We start from the raw sequence: 19051 nt of genomic DNA on the forward strand, positions 1-19051 counted from the left end.
CAATCGTTTCCCCTTTTTTTAAGTTTCTTCTCTTTTTGTTAAGAAAGATCTGACTAATGGATAGCTTAATAAGGGGGGCAGGGGGGATCGAACCTAAAATCCATTTTTAATTTAATTATAACCAACCACTTATAATAACTTTTTAGCAAAATCGATCGCCTCCTGAAAAACTGTAACTTGGCCCTCAATTTGGGCAATTTGTACCTCGGTTAATAACTTACCGATAATCGGACTAGGTTTCAGGTGTAAATGGTTAATTAAATCATCGCCCCTTAATAAAGGTCGGGGATGGGCGATAATATTATCGGGATCGAGATAGGAAGTCAACAGAGAAGCGACGATATTTTTGTTAATCCCCATTGATAAAGCAAAAAGGGCAAAGACAGGAAATACTTTTCCCGTATTTAGATAAATAAAATACTGTTCCCGCAGACTTAAATTATCTGCCTCCTTGAGAGGAGGTAAACACTTAATTACCGTGATTACCGTGCGAATTTCCCCCCTGGAATACTTGAGATCGATTAACTCTTTTTCCGCTTCTGCCAAAATATCCGATACCAATAGGGCCAATTTTGTCAACTGTAACTGAGAAGGGGAAAAGATAAAGTTTTCCGGTAACAAAGATTCTAAAAATCCCGCTGCCGCTTCCACCCCCATAACTCGCTCCATTTTTGCGGGGGTAATCCGACGCAACCAGAGAGATAATAAGCCATCTTCCCAGGCACTTTTTAGCCATTTATTGCCACGGGAATTGAGCAAAAGGTAATTCAACTCGGATTGTACCCTTTCGGCGGCTACACGGTGCAATAAAGGGGCAAGAGAACGAATAGTTGCACGGGTATGGGGTTCGATCTCAAAGTCCAATTGAGCCGCTTGTCGATAGGCCCTTAATAATCTTAGGGGATCATCCTGAAGATTTTCGGGGGAAATCATCCGCAGGGATTGGCATCCTAAATCTTTTAATCCCCCTAAAGGATCGAAAATTTCTTGGGTGTGGAGATTATAAGCGAGAGCATTAACGGTGAAATCCCGTCTTTTTAGGTCTATTTCTAGAGATTCTCCCTCCTGTTGTGCGAAATCAAGAGTACCCTGCGGAAAAACGACGCGAGCAATTTGACGAACCGCATCTAAAACCACAAAACCGGCCTTATACTGATGGGCAATAGTTTGAGCAATTTCGATCGCTTTTTCGGGAACCACAAAATCTAGGTCAATATAGTCTTTCTGACGGTTTAATAAAGCGTCTCGCACAGCACCACCGACTAAATAAGCATTTTCTGGCAATTCTTGCCGATTAATCGCAAAAACTTCTTTAACTAAACTATCTAGGTTTTTTTGACAAGACATCGAGAAGATAAATTTACAAAAATATAATTTTGACCGGCCCTATTTGGGGAGAGACTGAGCTAGATTAACGGAAAAGACCTATAGAGTTAAACCTATGTGTATTTGTATTAACTGCTATTTTGTTGATCGCTGTCTCACCTATCATGCCGTAGAAACACAACATCAGGAACGTCATCTCACCGAGACACCGGACTTTGAAGCGAAGAACCCTTCTATTAACGTTAACATTCGCACCAAAGAAGATTATATCGAAATGGAGTGGGATGTGGTGGGTTGTGAAAGCTTTTTACGCGAAACCGGTAAATGGTCTAGTTTGCGGCCAGGTGAACCAATTCCCACCTAAAACACCTGAACTACCCATACATATCTACTACAAGAGCCGAAAGTTAATCCACAAATATGTCTTGGACAGCCAACGATTCGAGGAATGCGTAATTTAAGAGCGAGGTATTTATGGATAAAGAAGAAGAACTACTTGAACAATGGCGAGAATTGACCCCGGAAAAGCAACAAAAAGTTTGGCAATTTGTTCAAATACTTAAATCTGAGTCACAAACAACACCAGAAGCTGAATTTATTCCCCAAACACCATTAAGCAAAAAGTTATGGGAAATCCGACATCGGGCGATCGCAGCTGGATTGCAACTGCTCAATGAAGAGGAAATAGAACAAGAACTTGCTGCACGTCGAGGAGGGTGCAGTGAGTCATAGGAAAGCCTACATAGACTCTGGCGTACTGATTACTGCTTTCCAAGGCATCCAATCAGCCAGTATCAAAGCCTATCAAATTCTCAACGATGAAAATCGGGAGTTTGCCTCCAGTCGATTTGTTCAGTTAGAAGTATTGCCTAAAGCAACTTTTAACAAGCAACAAGAAGAAATAGAATTTTACGAAACATTTTTTCTGGCTGTTAATTACTGGGCAACTGACTTAGAAAAAATTATACAGAATGCTCATGAAATTGCTGGCACTTACGGTTTAGCGGCGATGGATGCACTTCATGTTGCTGCTGCGCTGCAAATTCAAGCTGATGAACTAATCACCACCGAAAAGCCAACCAAACCAATGCACCGAGTCAGGGAAATTCAGATTGTTTCAATCTAATGTAAGGGGTTAGAGTAATCTAAGAGTAAGGAGACCAGGGACCGATGACGGTTTCTCCTCGCTTCTCTTTTTCTGCTAATTCTAGGTTTAAGGTTAATAGTTTCTCTAAGATGTCGTCGTCAGCTTGGAAGTGATAGGCCTCCATCACTAGCTTGTCTAATTTCTGATGGAGTTGATACAGTTGGCTACTGGGTTCGTTAAAGAATTGGTTATATAGTTTAGTGATTCCCCATTGTTTTTTCTCCATCTGTTGGCTGCGGTATTCGTGTAATTCCCCGGCGGTTTTACGGATTTTTTCGACAAGTTCCTGTGAAGGTGTCTGGGGAAAAGGGAAGGTTTCAAAACAGGTTGTATTAGTATAGCGAGTTCTGTCTTCAAGAGTTGAACTTTGAGCTTTTACCCAGAGGCGATGTATTTTTGAGTTGAGAATTCCCAGAATATAGAAATCATCGGAGGCTATCACCATATTTGCTTCACAGGGAAGTATGGACACATCAACTGGAGTAAAAATAACCTGCTTTGATATTTTAGGAACTGCAAAATAAAGACTTAACCCCTCTATTGCATTTCTCATCGCTGGACTGTAGCGACGAAACCTCCACCAATATTTTTTATTTAAACTACTTCTATTTACATCTCTCTCTGGTTTGACTTTTTCTTGTACAAGCTTAAATGGTTGTTCATATTCTGAAGCTTCTTCTAAAGACATATCACCAAAATCAATAACCCAACTTAATTCTTCAAAAGGATGAATTAAATTTCGTCCATCCATCATTGGCTTCAATACATTTTTGTTTTTAGGATTAAAATCAATCCATTTTTTTGCAACTTGCTCAGATATTATAAATCCTTTACCACCCAATGCACATCCTTCAAAAGAGAAATTATTATTGACTTTTATTTTTTCAGCATTATCTACTGATATTTCAGATTTCAATGCAGTATTTAATAAATTAACTGACAAATTATCTAGAAATAATTCTTTTGGTCTTTCTTTACTCCAATTAACAATACTAACATGAACATTAGCTTCACCAGACCAAGGCTGAGTTGAAATCGCTTCATGTATAAATCCACCTTGCTTAACTACATAATCTAAGCTTGCTTTTCTCCCAGAAACTTGTGATATTGAATTAGTACCAACTAAACCGGCTCTTCCTAATTCTCCAAGATTTTCCGCAGCTTTTCTAAACCAAAAAACACAAAAATCAGGTTGTCCTTGAACATCAGGAAATTTTTGATAAATTTGTTCTGCATACTCATCTCCTAGTTCTGTCCTTAACTTTTTCCCTCCCAAAAATGGAGGATTACCGATAATTGCATCTGCTTTTTGCCAATCTGTAAACAAAGCATCAGCACAAATAATATTACTATCCAAAGTATCCAAAGGTAAAGAAGCTTCCGTTAAATTAAACTTATCAATCGCCACCTTTCTGGCAATCATTAAAGTCACCCGCGCCAACTCTACAGCAAAAGGATTAATATCCATACCATAAAACTGTTTAGGCGTAACAAAACTAATCTGTAACTGGTCACTAGCAGAACGACGACGGTTAGCAATCTTTTCAATTAATAACTGTTCAATGCGCTTTAATTCTTGATAGGCAACATAGAGAAAATTACCCGAACCGCAAGCCGGATCTAATACCTTATACTGCTGTAATTCTAACTGAAGTGTATTTAACTCGCCAATCGTCCCAGCTTGCTCAATTTTCTCCTCCCAGTAACGGCTAATAGTTGGGCGAACAATTTTCATAATATCCGCTTCTGAGGTAAAGTGCATTCCGTAGGTGTGGCGTTCTTCAGCATTAGCTGTCCCCTCAAAAATATTACCAAAAATTGCCGGACGGATCTTACTCCAATCCTGACGCGCCGCTACATCCAAAAACTCTAATTCTTTATTAGTTAATTCAATCGGATGAATTATACTAAACAGTCCCCCATTAAAATAATCCACTCCCTGATACTTGCCAGCGGGGGTAATTCCGGGTTGGTTCATCTGTTGAAATAATCCCCCCAAGACATCATAGGAATTGCCCCCATTTAGACACTCTTGTACACAAGAAATAAATAAATCTCTCGGTAATAATCCTCGATCCTCAGCAAACATTGCCAAGACACACTGCAAAATAAATCGCTGGGCCGTCAACTCATCAAAACCGCTTTTATGACCGCGTTTTTTTAACAGTTGAAACAACTCACCCATCCGCCGCGCTGCCGTTTCTGTAATCTCGACTTGATTATTCTGAAAGATAGGGGTACGATTCCCTACTTCCATAAAATTGAAGGCACTCACCCGATTTTTCAAATCGTTGAGATTTACTCGATCTACCGGTTCATCTATTTGAAGATCAAAATCAAAAATCCAGAACTGATCAAAATTACATAATAAGACATAGCGAGGGCGATTAGGAACCAATCGACTCCAGTATTCAAAAGCTTGGGGATAGTGCTTACTTAAATCTTCTCCTCGCTTTTTCATTTCAATTAAAACACGAGGTTTCCAAACTAAATCAGCAAATCCCGTTTTACCTTTCTTGCTACCTTTAGTAATCGCCTCCTCATAGGTTGCACCCGCTTCTAACGCACCTTTATGACCAAAAGCTCGAAAGAAACGGTCTAGGAAAATCTGAGCTTCTTTCCTTTCTTTGCCAGTAATATGCTGTTGACAAAAATCAATAAATTCCTGTAAGCTTTCAAGAGTAGTAGTCATCTTTTGCCTTTCTATTGGAGTAGGGTGGGCGTTGTGGTGCGATCACTATCTTACACGATAAAATAAAGGAACTGAGTTGAAATCGAAGTCAAGCCTATGCCAATTCGAGGCGTTGTTGAATCAAGGTATGAATGGCAATTGTCCATCGTATCCAAAAGTTAGTTTGGGTCTAGGTTTTAAAAATCCCACAAGAGAAGATTCATATCTCAAATCAGCAACGACTTGGCGAGATAAATTTTTTCGTTGTGTTTAATTGATTGAAAAAAATCGACAATAGGACGAGGATAATTAACCCCTAAAATCACCCCATAACGCTTTTGTTCCTCCAGAGATAATTTATAAGGTTCGTGAATTTTATCGCCTTTTATTAGGGCTAATTCGGGCAACCAGTGACGTAAATAATCACCTTTGGGATCATAATCTTTCGACTGTTTCGGGATATTAAAATAACGAAATCCTCGTGCGTCATTACCGACACCAGCAGTGTAATTCCAATTACCCCAATTACTACAGACATCGTAATCAACTAATAATGACTCGAACCATTCTGCTCCCATACGCCAATCAATACCGAGATTTTTGGTCAGAAAACTAGCGACATTTTGCCGTCCACGATTTGACATAAATCCTGTAGCAGCTAACTCTCTCATATTAGCATCTACAAGGGGATAACCAGTTTTTCCCTCACACCAAAGATTAAATCTTTGCCAATCTTCTAGCCAGGGTAAATTAAGTTCTTGCAAACCAGATTTATAAAAGATTTTATTCCCGTGTTTACTGCAAATAAATCGAAAAAAATCTCGCCATAATAATTCAAAAATTAGCCAATAAGTAGAGTCATTTTTTACTCTTGTTTGCTCATATTTTTGTACTTCCTCATAAATATAACGGGGGGAAAGACAGCCAAAACTTAACCAAGCTGAGAATTTTGAGGAATAATTAGTCCCTAACATTTCATTGCGGGTTTCCTTATAGGTTTTTAAGGAATCACTATCCCAAATATATTCTTTAACCCGTGATTTTCCTGCTATTTCACCCCCTTGAAATGATAAAACACCTCCCTGGTCTAGAATTAGTTCTGTTAAGCCTAAATCCTTTAAGATAGGAAGATTTCCCCAATCTATTTTAGGTAATTTTGTCAACTTTTTCGGACTGGGATAAGTTGTTCTTATTTCCCAATGACGTTCTACTTGTTTACGAAAATTAGTAAATAATTCCGGCAGTTGATTAAGGGTAAAAGGTAAATCATCAGGATGATATAAAGTGGCTGTCCAAAAAGTTTTTATCTGCACAGGAATTATAGATAAAGCCTTATTTACAGCCTTTTCTACCGCTAATTCCTCTGCTGTAACCTCTTGATGATAATAAACCCTGGCTATCTGCAATTCTTGAACTAATTGCGGGATAATTTCTTCTGGTTTTCCCCGTCGGATAATTAAATTACTGCCTAAACCTTCCAGAGATTGTCGTAAATTTGCTACGCTTTCTAATAAAAATTTAGCCCGGAACTTGCCAGTTTTGGGAAACCCGTAGGAAGTAAAACCAAATTTACGCTCATCAAAACAATAGAAAGGAATTATCTCTAATTGTTCTTGAATGGCTCGATAAATTGCCTCGTGATCGTGAACTCGCAGATCATTCCGATACCAGATTAAAACCCGCATTTAACATCAATTAAAAGTTGATAACCGATCAATAAGTAGTTAGGTGTTAAAAACCATCAGATACCCCCCTTATTCAGGGGGGATTAAGGGGGGATCGAAACCCCCCTTATTAAGGGGGGATTAAGGGGGGATCGAAACCCCCCTTATTAAGGGGGGATCTATCTTTAATTTAATTATCTTTTCCCGTAGTAATGGCCATAGTAACGATAATTATGGTTTTTCCGACTAACATTATTAGCCACTAAACCTAACACGGAAATATGGGATAATCTCATATCTTCGAGCAGATTTTTCAGGGCAAAGCGATCGGTTTTGCCCAGTTTGGTGACGAGAATCAGTCCGGTGGCCATGGCGGCGAGAATTTTGGCATCGGCAAAAGCGGCGATCGGTGGTAGATCATAGATAATTAGATCGAAGGCTTGCTCTTGCTGTAAACGCGAGATCATCTCCTGCATTCTCTGGGAAGAAAGCAAGCGGGTTGGATCTGGGGGAATTTCACCGGCGGTAAGAATCGATAAATTCTCGTAACGGGGTAGAGGTTGAATTGCCTCATTCCAATCGAGACCCTCGGCGAGGACATTACTAAGGCCGTGGTCGTTATCGAGATTAAGTCGATGGTGAACCTGGGGTCGTCGCAGGTCAGCATCCACCAGTAAGACTCTTTGTCCCATACCAGCGGCGGCCTTAGCGATATTTATTGCCATGGTGGTTTTACCATCTCCCGGTGATACAGAACTAACCACGAGGGACTTGCGGGGGGAATCGGCATCGAGGAGGCGAATATTGGTGTTGAGAGTGCGGAAAGCTTCCGAGAAGGGGGAGAAATTATAGTAGGAGGGGTTTTCGTCGGCCGATTTCCCAGTAGTATTAGGGACAGTAATTTTGCGATCACCGACTGTTAACTGGGGTAGGGCGGCGGTGATCACTTTTTCGATGGTGCCAAGGTCTTTTTGCCAGGGAATTGCGCCCAAAAGGGGTAGTTTGGTATCTTCTTTTAGTTCATCTGCACTATGATGAACGGGGTCTAATCTTTCAGCTAAAAAGGCCGCCCCCAGTCCTAATAAAAGGCCACCGATAACCCCTAAAGCCAGATTTCGCACAGGTTTAGGAGAAACGAACTTTTCCCCTACTTCTGGTGGGGAAATTAGTTGCCAAGGCACCACTTGTTGTGCCACCTTGAGTTGAAGTTTTTGTTGTTCCTCCAGAAAACGGTCGAGACTGGTGGTGGCGATTTCCAACTCTCGCTGCAAATCCGTATAACGACGGGCTAAAACCGCCAGATTTTTGACCGAGGCTTTCTGTTGTTCGAGGGCCCGGGCAAGGGATTCTACCTTAATTTCTAGGGTTTTGCGACTGTTAGCGGCTTCCACCAATTGTTGGGTTAATTGTACCCGCAAAGCGCTCTGTGACACCAAAGCTGGGGAGTCACCCACTGTCTGGGGCAGTTTTTCTCCTAGGGTTCTCTGGGCTTCGTTTTGCAGTAGGGGCAGTAAATTAGCCCGTTTTTCCTCTAGGGTGGCGATTATTGGGCTATCCTTGGCAAAAACTGCCGATTGTTTGGCCAATTCCACTTCTACTTCCTGCAGCTGCTTGAGCAAATCTTGATAACCGGGAGATTCACTGAGATAAGTAGCGATAATTGCTTGATTAGGGTCTAATCCCACCTGTTGCTGTAAAGCCTGATAGCGAGAGTTAATTTCGTTAAGGGCAACTTGGGCACCCCGATAATCTTGTTCAGTAGTGGTTAACTGTTGTGATAAACGAGTTGCCTCTTTATCGGGATCGAGGAAATTGTATTGCTGCCGGAATTGCTGCATTTGTTTTTGTAGAGTATTAACTCGTTCCTGCAGCACGGGCAATTGAGCGTTAACAAAATCTAACCCTTGATTAATTTCGGTCTTCCGTTCCTGAGAACTATAGTTTAGGTAATGACGGGCTAAATTATCTAAAACCAGCTTAATTTTTTCCGGTTCCTCATCTTGATAGGAAATTTCTAAAACTTTCGTCTCTTTTTGTCGACTAATTTTGAGATCAGATTGGCCAGTTTTACTAATTAAATCACTGTAGGTAAAGTCGGGATATTGAGGAGTTATTTTACTAAAGATGGGGTTAAGGAGTTGCGGACTGGTTAAAACAGCGATTTGGGTATCATAATCGATGTCTTCACCACCTAACTGAGGTAGGATATCTTGGGCTGCCAGTCTGGAAGAACTTTTATTTTCCTCGATGGGTTGACCGATGAGCAGCAAGAATTTACCTTGATAGATAGGGGTTTTTGAGAAAGTATAAGCAGTGATCGCAGCCGTCACCCCTAGGGTGATGCCAACGATTAACCACCAGCGATGCTTGATGACGTAAAGGAATTGACGCAGGTTGAGTTCCTCTCCTTCCTGCGTGACGGAGGGGATAAAAGCTGGTTGGTCAAAAACTGGCAGATTTGCTTGACTTTGGGTTTTTAAAGCCCCATTTTGTTGGTTGTTCATCATTATCAAATAGTCAAGGGATAACTCTATTAAACCGCATCTAGTACGCCAGTATAGCTTAAGAATAATTTGGGAATTTGTCCAAACATGGTATCTATTTAAAATAGCCCCCAACCCTTATAGAGTAAGGAATATGACATCTAAAGCTGAAATTGACTTCGGGACACTTTTAAAGGACATAAACCGCAACCAGCTAGAGAACTGGAATCTCACTGGCAGGCCATTAACCCCTAAAAGTATTGCTATGCAAAGATCATAGCCGAAAAAGGCAAACTACGGGGTTCCCCGTGGACGCGGTTTAAAAGATTTTGCGGTAGCAATCTGGTTCGATTAGTCACCGCTTCATCATAACACCATGCTACAATGACAACTCTAGTTTTTCCGGTAATTACCAAATTAAGGTGCGTTTACCCTACCTAGCCAATGCCACTGGCCGCTTGACATACCCCCCCTGAACGGTTACAAATTATGTACTATTCTGCCAATCGCAATAAGCTGTACTGAATTTAAACTGCGTATTGAAAATTTTAGTACAAATGCTCAAACTGCTTCTCCCTGCCCCGCAGCTCCGGTACTCCCCTGCAATCTTAACGAGTAATTTAGATAGTCAAGAGCTTACTCATTTGCTCTTATAACAAGCTAAACCGCCATAACCACCATCACAGAAGAGCCTAAATGACAATCCCATTAGCACCTCGCATCTCCGATACTTTACCCCCCATTACCTGGGAGAAATTGCCAGCGGATTTTGTCCTCCCTGATGAACCAGTGGAAAGCACCCGACAACCCCTCCTCGCGGCGGCTTGGCGAGAATCTTTAGAATTAGCCAGTTTAATTGTGGAAGCGAGTCTTATTGCTGCTAATTTTGGCATTTGCGCCACCGTTGGCCCTAAGACAGTAGTAAAAGCTCCCGATTGGGTTTATGTACCCGCAGTAGCACCTATCCGAGAAGGAGAAATTCGCCGCAGCTACACGCCCCATGCAGAAGGGGAAGTGCCAGCAATTGTCATGGAATTCATCTCAGAAACGGAGGGAGGGGAGTATTCTATCAATCCCCACTATCCCTATGGCAAGTGGTATTTCTACGAGCGAATCTTACAAGTACCTTTCTATAGCGTTTTTCAACCACAAAGCGGAGAATTAGAAGTTTATCGCTTAGTATCAGGGAAGTATGAGTTACAAAAAGCGGATGAGGATCATCGTTACTGGCGGGCAGAAATCGGTTTATTTCTAGGAGTATGACAGGGGAAAAAAGCAGCAGTAACGGCTCATTGGTTGCGCTGGTGGGATCAATCAGGTAATTTACTATTGTGGGGTAGTGAACGGATTGAACAAACCGAACAACGAGCCGAACAAGCTCAACGGCGGGCTGAGGGAGAAAAAGCTAGGGCAGACAGCTTGGCGGCGCAACTTAAGGCAATGGGAATTGACCTGGAGGCTGAATGAAGAATCTATACAGCTTTACAATTTAGCTGATTGTGTGCTATGGTAGCAACTGTTATGCGTCGAGAGGAAATATATTGGGAAATTGCTGGAGATTGCGTCGATAATCAATTGTAACCAGTTATTAACAAATGAGAAAAGCCAGCCATGACCAGAAGCTCATCCGAACACTCCAGATGGACAGATGAGATGCTAGATAAATTGGCAGACTCAGTTTCGGAATTGACGGGATCGGTTGCAGACCTTAGAGATTCGATGGACGGGGTACGACTAACGGCAAACGCTCTACTCCAAATTGCCGCACAACAACAGCGTAATATGGATGAAGTGAGGCAAAGACAGGAAGAGTCAGACAAGCGTTTTGAGGTTTTGCTGTCAGAAGTTCGCTATTTGATTCGGCAAATTAAACCAGAAAATCAATCATAAGCTTGATCAAACCAGCGGCGATTGCGTCTCGACAATTTAACCTAACCTTTTGTGAAACTAATTTACAAAATAATTGATAGACTATCATGGAGCAAAAATTATTGTTGGCTAAATTGTTAAAAGGTCTCTCGAGTAGGATGTTTCGGCTATCGAAAAGAATCGAATATTTTGGATGTGAATCAAGTATATTCAGATATATAGATTGTTTTGAGACCATAGATATACTGCTTAAATTCATTCAACCAAAGTGTCTCTGTGATATAGGGGCAAATGCTGGTAACTGGACCTATGTTTTAAGTCAAATGAGTCCCACTTTAGAACACGTGGTTTTTTTTGAACCCCAATCTCAGTATCAAGAAAAATTGCAATCTTTATCTTTACCCGGAGTTAGCAAAGTTATTTACCATTGTGGATTAGGTGAAAGGGAAGATAAGTTATTAATTAAAGGAGGAACTTCTTCAGCATCTTTTCTTGATCCTGAAAAACAAAATAAGTATTTTCCTAATAGTATTTCGCAAAACCAGCAAGATCAGGAGGAAGTAGAAATTAGAATTTTAGATGCAATATATGCCAGTGATGATCTACCAATCCCTGATGTAATTAAACTAGATGTTCAAGGTTTTGAGCTTGAGGTTTTAAAGGGGAGTATAAATTTATTAAAAAAATCTAAATACTTAGTGATTGAATTATCATTTCGTCAGTTTTATCGAGATCAACCCTATTTATGGGAAATCATCAAACTACTAGAAGAGAATAAATATATTATGGTTGGCAAGGGATTTGAATGGCGATACCATGACAATCGTTCAGAAATACTGCAAATGGATGCTATATTTAAGAACACTGATGTTATGTAATTAGAGCGGTATCAAAAAGGAGTTTACTTAGTTGAGCGATCTACTTGCCAAAGCTGTTAATAATTCTAAGTGGACTGCCATTGGTTCTCTCATGACAGCTATTCTAGGATTCCTTTTTGCCGGGTTAACGATTCGCTGGTTGGGAGAAGCGGAAGCTGGATTTGCCATTGCCATTGCTACTATTGTTGGCATTAACAACACCTTTAGTGGTTTGGGACTGGGTGCTGCTGCAACCCGGTTGATTAGTCGGGCTTATGAAGAAAATAATTTGGGAGAAATTCAGAAAATAGCAGGAGTTTGTTTTACAACTTCTCTGGCTTTTGGATTGTTTGGGTTTTGTATTTTTGCTTTCGGTTCTGCTTGGATTGTTCAGTGGAGTAAATATGAAGGAAATGCTTCTATAGGACGTTGGTACTGTATATTATTAGGATTGGCGTTTTTGTTACAACAAATCACTGGTTATTTTAAGATATTTCTCGCTTCTCTTCAAAGATTTGACTGGCAGACTAAAATTAATACTACTTTTATGTTAGCCAATGGTATTTTGGGAATAACTTTTTTGAAAGCCTTTCCTAATATTTTAACATTAGGCATAATTAGTTTAGCTCTATCTATTCTGAGTTGTTTATGTACGGGGTTTATAGTTACTAAAATTCTGGGATTTTTGACACGCCCTTCCTGGGATCAAGCAATGTTTATTGAGCTTTGGTCTTTTGGGAAATGGGTTTACATGACTCAGATAAAAGTTATATTTTTTGATGGTGTTGATAAAATATTTTTAACTTCTGTATTTGGCAGTTCTTCTTTACCTTTTTACACCTTTGCTCAAAGAATTTATATAACAGTTCACCAAATGTTAGTTGGACAGTCTTCTTATCTATTTCCCATGCTCTCGGCTCAAGGAGATAAATTAGAAGTGGTAGCAGAACAAATAGAAGACCGCTTGCGCTGGTTTATTGGGTTAATTGCTGGTTTTGTCTATTCAGGACTGATTATTGCAGGTCCGGCCTTATTGACTATTATAGTCAATGCTGGATTTTCTAGCAAAGCTAGTTTTCAGTTGTTTATTTTTTGTTGGGTAGGCTATATTCATGCACAAGCTATAGTTCCATTCTTTTTTAATTTAAGTAAAGGAAATGCAAAACAAAACTGGATTTATGTTATTATCACTGATATAGGCTATTTTCCCTTTTTCGTTTTCTTCTCACTAAATTTTGGTTTTAAATATGCAGTTATCGGACAATTAATGATGATTGTAGGAGTCATTTACTTGTTGCGCCATGATCATAATAATATGAAGTGGTTGACTTTCAGCAAATGGACAATCCAACCCTTAATATCATCTATTATTTTAATGATTGTAGCTACTTTTATTCACCTTGTAACCAATTCAATCAAAGCTACATTGATCACACAATTTACCTCTTTAATGGTCTTTTATTTTTCTGGAATATTATTTGTTTATTATCTGGAAAATAGATGTTTTGGTAGTACGGGTAGAGCAAAAACTTTAAATAGAGCTATCTTGCTTTTTTGTGGTAAGCTGAATCTGTCAAAAGAGCGTTAGTCAACCAATGTTAAACTGATTGATATGTTTATCTAAAAAGCTGTTTCTATATTTTCCAAGCAAATATACTCGTATATCTCATTTAAGATTGCTATAGAATATGCCCTGTCGGTAGAATATCTTCTGTGGAACCTTTCATCTGCTACATAATCATTTACGAGCCGAGGTTGTCATTGAACAGTAGGTGTGATACAATAGGATGGAAGTTTGGGAAGGTATTGGGAACAAGGCGGGTTTCAGACACATTATCGCACTGCTGTGACTTTAGCCGCCCAGTTTTATAGGGGGAAGGCTAAAATCTTATTTACTCCCTAACCCTCTAAACAGTAACCACGATTTTTAGAAAAAATTCAAGAATTTTTTTCCTAGAAAGCTTTTGAGTTACTAAAAAGCCCATATATTCCGATAAACATAAACATAGGAACCTTAGAGGATTTAAGTCATGTTCAAAAATATTATTCAGGAGACTTTTAAATACCTGGGATACAAAATAGTTAAAAATAATGCTCCTGTTCTTCACTTTCACTCAAATGCTTATTTAAGGCATAATGCAAGACGACTTGAACATTTGGCCAGCCTTAACATACCTGTAAGAGGTATGTCAGTACTTGAAGTGGGAGCAGGGATAGGTGATCACTCTCATTACTATCTAGACAGAGAGTGCCAAATTACGATAACAGAAACAAGACAAGATAATCTTGATTATCTTGTCTTGCGTTACCCCGGAGTTAATATCTTGAGATTAGATTTGGATTCTCCTCAGCCAATTGAAAATAGTCCATTTGATGTAGTTCATTGCTATGGATTACTCTACCATTTGAAAAATCCTGATTTGGCCTTGGATTTTATAAGTCAATCTTGTCAAAAAATTCTTTTTTTAGAAACTTGTGTTTCTTTTGGTGATAATGAACAGATAAATCCTGTCAAAGAAAGACAAACTAACCCTACTCAGGCTTTTTCTGGTGTGGGATGTCGTCCAACACGACGATGGATATTTTCTCGTTTACAAAATCATTTTGATTATGTCTACATCCCCAGAACACAACCTAATCATGAGGAATTTCCTCTAGACTGGAATCATCCAGAAAAACATCAAGGTTTGAGTCGTTCTATATTTATTGCTTCGAGGACTAAACTTGACAATGAAATGTTGACAGATGAACTTATACAACACCAAGTAAGACATAACTGACATTGCATGAACAACCTAAAATTTTTTTCAAGAAGGGTAACAAGAGCGATCACCCGCAGATTAAGATTAGATCAAAATCTTTTTCGGCAAAATCAGCTTAAATTAGAATCTGCAAAAGCCAAAGGTCAAGAGTTGGTGGATGTAATGCCAGGAATTAATCTGCCAATGGTAATTCACCCAGATATGTACTTTAAAATTGGCTATACTAAATATATATTTGAACCTGAATCACTTGATTTCATCCGCGATCATCTCAAACCTGGACAAACTTTTCTGGATATTGGTGCTAACATTGGCTATTTCTCGCTGTTTTGTTCTAAAATAGTAACTCCAAGCGGTCGTGTTATAGCTTTTGAACCGGGAGACTTTGCCTTCAATCTACTGAAAAAAAATAAGGAGTTGAACAAATTTAATAACCTGGAAATACATCAGGCAGGTTTTGGAGAAAAAGATGAGATTGTAGAATTCAATTCAGGCGCACCAGGAATGGAAGTTTATAACTCATTGGGCAAGATTATTCATCCTTCAGCAGCTCCCGATAAATTTAAGACAATACCAGTTCAACTTTTTCAAGGTTCTACCTGGTTACAAAAGAATAATGTACAGCATATAGATTTAATGAAACTTGATGTGGAAGGCGGAGAATACCTTGTACTCAAGGGAATGCTGGAAATGTTTCAATCCCAAAAAATATCTCGACTTTTAATAGAAATTACCGATGAAATGTCAAAAGCCTTTGGTTATCAACCTTCAGACATTATCTTAATGCTTAGGGATTGTGGCTATAATTGGTTTAAACTGGGTTCTTACGGCCGGCTTGAGCCATTGCTTGAAAATGACATCAGTAAGGTTAGTATAGGCAATCATATGTTCGTGGCCGTATCACAGAAATCTAAGCAGAGTTAAAAGCCTTGAAAACCATCGCCCTAGTTGATACCCTGTGGGGTGGCCACCACCCTACCTACCTGAAGTTTTTCGCCAAGACGCTACTAGAATTGGGACATGAGGTAATTGTCCTTTGTCCCGCACCAGAAGAGATGAACCTGTGGATTGCCAGCCACTGTCCAGAGTTGGCAAATAACTTTCACTGCTTTGAGTTGCATGAACCCTCGCCAAGTCAGTTTTCCAGTCGCCGATTGCAGGCGAGGGGAATGGCTGTAGCCCGCTGGCAACGAGCCGCCCAGAGTATCCAAGAAATTTCCTCAAAGCTAGGCAAAGCCCCCGATATCACCTTTTTTGCCTGGCTTGATACATACTTAAGATTAATTCCCGCTATCACCGACACCATCTTTCCCTATCCTTGGTCAGGGCTTTATTTTCGACCTCGCTACCTACGGATACCACCAAAATTCCAGTGGATGCGCCACGGCATCTTAAATCCCTTATCAGTGCTAAAATCTTCCCACTGTCCAGTAGTTGCCGTGCTAGACGAAGGTATTGCTGAAAAGTTACAGCAGAAGCTTAATAAGCCTGTAGTCGTCTTAACTGATATCACCGATGAATCGCCACCCGATATGAGCTTTGAGATTGCCCAAAAAATTCGTGCTAAAGCTGCTGGCAGGAAGATAGTTGGTTTGTTGGGATCTCTAGACAGGCGGAAAGGAACACTTACGCTTCTGGAAGTTTCTCGGCAAGCAAGCGATCGCTGGTTTTTTGTGTTTGCAGGTAGGCTGGCTGAACCAGTATTTACAGCCGCAGAACTGGCGAAAATTCAGGAGATTGTCAAAGTAAACCCAGACAACTGTTTCTTTTACTTGAATTCGATTCCTGACGGGTCAAGATTTAATGCCGTTGTTCAGGTATGCGATGTCCTGTATGCTGCCTATGAAAATTTTCCTTACAGTAGCAACATCCTGACTAAAGCAGCAATCTTCGAGAAACCTGTAATCGCCAGCAAAAACTACTGTATGGGCGAACGGGTTCAGAAGTTTAATCTTGGCTATGGGATTGAAGGAGGAAGTGTGTCTCAGTGTGTTAGCATCTTAGAAAGATTGCATGAGGAACTCTCCACCGGCAATCTTTCTATCCAGCCAGATTTTGAAGGGTATAGACACCGGCATTCAATCGACCAATTGATCTCTGCTTTTCAGAAAATTTTAGAGTTTGTGTAAAATCTGTATTTTATTAGTAATGAGCATCTTTCAACCGCTGCCAACTCTCACTATTTCCAAGAAAAAAAAATACCTTCAAGCTTCCTTTATCAAGCTTGCCGCAACCTCGATTTTTTATGTCAGTCTATTTTTGCTGACTTTTTCTGATTTTCTCAATGCCCAATTTGACATAGAACAACGCAGCGCAGTCAAGGTAGGTGTATCATCAGGTACAAGCCTTACTTTTGTTATTCTTGTTGGCTCCGCCTTCTTTATTGATAGAGAATTTCGTCGCTTGTTATTGGGCAAAACAGGAATTTTCTATGGGGCTGTTGTTATCTTTTATACTTGGATGGGCTGGCAACTTTTTGGCAATAGTATTGATTGGATACGAATGGATTTATCTGTTTGTTTATGGCTGATAGGTGGCTTGGCAATGTTTCGCATTCTTGCTAATTCCTATCGCCCCAAAATACAACTTACTTCACTCATATCTGTTTCAACTGTATTTATTTACTATTCTATTTTACTGCAAGCTGAGAGAATGAACGCTCTTGCTAATGCGGGGGTGACAGAAAGAATCACAGATTGGAATACATGGGCATATTCCTCTTTACTCTTACCACTGACTGGAATTGCTCTTGGTGTATTATGTCGGCAGGGCTGGTTTTGGACAATCTCAATATTGGGATTAGTTGCGATTCACCTTTATTCTTTGGGATTTATTGGAGCAACGAGATCTGTTACCTTATCTTTACTAACTGTAGTAATTTTCTCTGCTTTTGGTTTATCTTATCCTATATCTAATGGAGCCCTAACTACTAAATCATCTCTAAAACAGCCAAAGCGGTTGATTTATCTATTATTCTTGATCGGTATTTTTCTGGTAGTCGCCGTATTTTTTATTAATTTTGAGCAGTTATTTGCGGATACATTCCAGAATAGTTTAATCTTTGAAAGGCTTTTCAATCCTAGCCAATCTACTAAACTATCTTCTCAATTGCGAATTGAGGAGGCCATCGGAGGGCTTCAAGTTTTGCAAGATGAAATTGAATTTTTATTTGGTAAGGGTTTAGGCGCAACGTTTTTCTCAGTATTGAGCTATGAAATTAACGCTTTCCATATAGGTATTTTGACTTTTTTGCTTAAGGGCGGATTGATCATGTTCGGTTTTGTTGTTTTTATTTTATATGTAAAACTTCCCCTATTATTTATAAAATCCATTGTGAAACCGCACCGATTAGATTATCTCAAACGAACTGCTTTGCTCACCGTCCTACCTGGAGTGTTTGGGTGGGCTGTATTGCTGTTGCTTTCGGGTGGTTACAGTCCTTTTAACTTTTTAGGAGTTGGTTTTGCTTTCGGTACTTACTCGCATATTAGAAAGCATGGTCTGGGCATTTTCTTTGAGTAATTAATAAATCGAGGTAATGATTCGGTAGTAGTGGCGTAGCTCTGTTGCTTACTTGGTATGAATTGTGTAAAATATTTATTAATAAAAATAATTGGAACCCGATCAGTCTTTAAACCTCTAGCTTGATCATGACTTTTCTGATAAATATCTTTTTCTGGCTCCTGTCTGGCTTACTGAAATATCAGTCTAGCACCGAACAAAGTACCCCCCCTAGTTCACCTCCGTTCCCCTGTCCTAATTGTGGTTCTCACCATAGGATCAAGAATGGTTCTATTCATAATGGAAAACCCAAACGTCAATGTAAAGAATGTGGTCGTCAGTTTGTGATCAATCCCACTAATAAAACCGTCTCTGACGAAACCAAACAATTAATTGATAAACTCTTGCTCGAACGAATTTCCTTACGAGGAATTGCTAGAGTAACAGGGGTAAGTTGGTCATGGTTACAAAATTATGTCAACAATAAACTGGCGGCTGTCCCCCGTCAAATAAAGGTTTCGGACAAACCAAAAGGTAAATTGGTTATAGAATGTGATGAAATGTGGTCTTTTGTTTTTTCTAAGACGATAAAGGTCTATATTTGGCTGGCAATTGATAGAAATACAAGCGACTGTCTTGATTGTCAAGGGGTAACTCAAAAAACAATCAAGGAGTTGCTGTCGAACCTAAAATCTCAAGCCAGAAAAAAGCGCAGCAAAAACTAAGTCGCTCAGGTTAAACCAAAGCAAGCGCAACCCTTGATCAGAGATA

The 19051-nt window shown here is 39.7% G+C and carries 15 protein-coding genes and 1 pseudogene; 12 read left to right on the forward strand and 4 right to left on the reverse strand.

The window, feature by feature from the left end; all coding sequences use genetic code 11:
* Nucleotides 1–129: 129 nt before the first annotated feature.
* Complete coding sequence (locus ACQY1Y_RS09625) at nt 130–1347, reverse strand: CCA tRNA nucleotidyltransferase (protein WP_002740293.1); 1218 nt, start codon at nt 1345–1347, stop codon at nt 130–132.
* 94 nt (nt 1348–1441) lie between these two features.
* Here ACQY1Y_RS09625 and ACQY1Y_RS09630 point away from each other — a divergent pair, with 94 nt between their 5' ends.
* The 3 genes from ACQY1Y_RS09630 to ACQY1Y_RS09640 all read left to right on the forward strand — a co-directional run bounded on the left by ACQY1Y_RS09630 (nt 1442) and on the right by ACQY1Y_RS09640 (nt 2452).
* Nucleotides 1442–1690, forward strand: a complete 249-nt coding sequence (locus tag ACQY1Y_RS09630) for a Ycf34 family protein (protein ID WP_002760106.1) — start codon at nt 1442–1444, stop codon at nt 1688–1690.
* Nucleotides 1691–1800: 110 nt separating this feature from the next.
* Nucleotides 1801–2058 (forward strand): hypothetical protein, encoded by a 258-nt coding sequence (locus ACQY1Y_RS09635; RefSeq protein ID WP_149106510.1) that lies wholly within the window; start codon nt 1801–1803, stop codon nt 2056–2058.
* Complete coding sequence (locus ACQY1Y_RS09640) at nt 2048–2452, forward strand: type II toxin-antitoxin system VapC family toxin (protein ID WP_008207411.1); 405 nt, start codon at nt 2048–2050, stop codon at nt 2450–2452. Before ACQY1Y_RS09635 ends, ACQY1Y_RS09640 begins: the two co-directional genes overlap by 11 nt.
* A 19-nt stretch (nt 2453–2471) precedes the next feature.
* Here the strand turns inward: ACQY1Y_RS09640 and ACQY1Y_RS09645 are convergent, their stop codons facing one another.
* The 3 genes from ACQY1Y_RS09645 to ACQY1Y_RS09655 form a co-directional block, all read right to left on the reverse strand.
* Complete coding sequence (locus tag ACQY1Y_RS09645; protein ID WP_430014472.1) at nt 2472–5165, reverse strand: DNA methyltransferase; 2694 nt, start codon at nt 5163–5165, stop codon at nt 2472–2474.
* A gap of 206 nt (nt 5166–5371) precedes the next feature.
* Nucleotides 5372–6829: a DASH family cryptochrome gene (locus tag ACQY1Y_RS09650; RefSeq protein WP_430014473.1), complete on the reverse strand. Its 1458-nt coding sequence runs from the start codon at nt 6827–6829 to the stop codon at nt 5372–5374.
* A gap of 173 nt (nt 6830–7002) precedes the next feature.
* Nucleotides 7003–9315, reverse strand: coding sequence for a GumC family protein (locus ACQY1Y_RS09655; RefSeq protein WP_430014474.1), 2313 nt, complete (start codon nt 9313–9315; stop codon nt 7003–7005).
* 672 nt (nt 9316–9987) lie between these two features.
* On the opposite strand from ACQY1Y_RS09655, the pseudogene ACQY1Y_RS09660 reads away from it, so the two are divergent.
* The 9 genes and pseudogenes from ACQY1Y_RS09660 (at nt 9988) to ACQY1Y_RS09700 (ending at nt 19005) form a co-directional block, all read left to right on the forward strand.
* A pseudogene (locus tag ACQY1Y_RS09660) lies at nt 9988–10758 on the forward strand (Uma2 family endonuclease).
* Between the two features lie 144 nt (nt 10759–10902).
* Nucleotides 10903–11181 (forward strand): hypothetical protein, encoded by a 279-nt coding sequence (locus tag ACQY1Y_RS09665; protein WP_036401672.1) that lies wholly within the window; start codon nt 10903–10905, stop codon nt 11179–11181.
* A gap of 137 nt (nt 11182–11318) precedes the next feature.
* Nucleotides 11319–12038, forward strand: coding sequence for an FkbM family methyltransferase (locus tag ACQY1Y_RS09670; protein WP_259679000.1), 720 nt, complete (start codon nt 11319–11321; stop codon nt 12036–12038).
* Nucleotides 12039–12069: 31 nt separating this feature from the next.
* Nucleotides 12070–13605 carry an oligosaccharide flippase family protein gene (locus tag ACQY1Y_RS09675; RefSeq protein WP_430014475.1) on the forward strand — a complete coding sequence of 512 codons (1536 nt, stop codon included), beginning with the start codon at nt 12070–12072 and terminating at the stop codon, nt 13603–13605.
* A 442-nt stretch (nt 13606–14047) separates the two neighbouring features.
* Nucleotides 14048–14797, forward strand: a complete 750-nt coding sequence (locus tag ACQY1Y_RS09680) for a class I SAM-dependent methyltransferase (protein WP_430014476.1) — start codon at nt 14048–14050, stop codon at nt 14795–14797.
* Between the two features lie 6 nt (nt 14798–14803).
* Nucleotides 14804–15703: an FkbM family methyltransferase gene (locus ACQY1Y_RS09685; RefSeq protein ID WP_430014477.1), complete on the forward strand. Its 900-nt coding sequence runs from the start codon at nt 14804–14806 to the stop codon at nt 15701–15703.
* A 5-nt stretch (nt 15704–15708) separates the two neighbouring features.
* Nucleotides 15709–16908 carry a glycosyltransferase gene (locus ACQY1Y_RS09690; protein ID WP_002745573.1) on the forward strand — a complete coding sequence of 400 codons (1200 nt, stop codon included), beginning with the start codon at nt 15709–15711 and terminating at the stop codon, nt 16906–16908.
* A gap of 19 nt (nt 16909–16927) precedes the next feature.
* Complete coding sequence (locus tag ACQY1Y_RS09695) at nt 16928–18301, forward strand: hypothetical protein (RefSeq protein WP_430014478.1); 1374 nt, start codon at nt 16928–16930, stop codon at nt 18299–18301.
* A gap of 173 nt (nt 18302–18474) precedes the next feature.
* Nucleotides 18475–19005: an IS1 family transposase gene (locus tag ACQY1Y_RS09700; RefSeq protein WP_430014661.1), complete on the forward strand. Its 531-nt coding sequence runs from the start codon at nt 18475–18477 to the stop codon at nt 19003–19005.
* The last annotated feature ends 46 nt before the right edge of the window (nt 19006–19051 follow it).

It is taken from the genome of Microcystis ichthyoblabe FBCC-A1114, assembly GCF_050500245.1.
Classification (GTDB): domain Bacteria; phylum Cyanobacteriota; class Cyanobacteriia; order Cyanobacteriales; family Microcystaceae; genus Microcystis; species Microcystis ichthyoblabe_A.

Excerpts from the sequence above, each read along its gene's own strand:
- ACQY1Y_RS09625 (WP_002740293.1), bottom strand. The coding sequence starts at position 1,347 with ATGTCTTGTCAAAAAAACCTAGATAGTTTAGTTAAAGAAGTTTTTGCG.
- ACQY1Y_RS09630 (WP_002760106.1), top strand. The coding sequence starts at position 1,442 with ATGTGTATTTGTATTAACTGCTATTTTGTTGATCGCTGTCTCACCTAT.
- ACQY1Y_RS09635 (WP_149106510.1), top strand. The coding sequence starts at position 1,801 with ATGGATAAAGAAGAAGAACTACTTGAACAATGGCGAGAATTGACCCCG.
- ACQY1Y_RS09645 (WP_430014472.1), bottom strand. The coding sequence starts at position 5,165 with ATGACTACTACTCTTGAAAGCTTACAGGAATTTATTGATTTTTGTCAA.
- ACQY1Y_RS09650 (WP_430014473.1), bottom strand. The coding sequence starts at position 6,829 with ATGCGGGTTTTAATCTGGTATCGGAATGATCTGCGAGTTCACGATCAC.
- ACQY1Y_RS09655 (WP_430014474.1), bottom strand. The coding sequence starts at position 9,315 with ATGATGAACAACCAACAAAATGGGGCTTTAAAAACCCAAAGTCAAGCA.
- ACQY1Y_RS09665 (WP_036401672.1), top strand. The coding sequence starts at position 10,903 with ATGACCAGAAGCTCATCCGAACACTCCAGATGGACAGATGAGATGCTA.
- ACQY1Y_RS09670 (WP_259679000.1), top strand. The coding sequence starts at position 11,319 with ATGTTTCGGCTATCGAAAAGAATCGAATATTTTGGATGTGAATCAAGT.
- ACQY1Y_RS09680 (WP_430014476.1), top strand. The coding sequence starts at position 14,048 with ATGTTCAAAAATATTATTCAGGAGACTTTTAAATACCTGGGATACAAA.
- ACQY1Y_RS09685 (WP_430014477.1), top strand. The coding sequence starts at position 14,804 with ATGAACAACCTAAAATTTTTTTCAAGAAGGGTAACAAGAGCGATCACC.
- ACQY1Y_RS09695 (WP_430014478.1), top strand. The coding sequence starts at position 16,928 with ATGAGCATCTTTCAACCGCTGCCAACTCTCACTATTTCCAAGAAAAAA.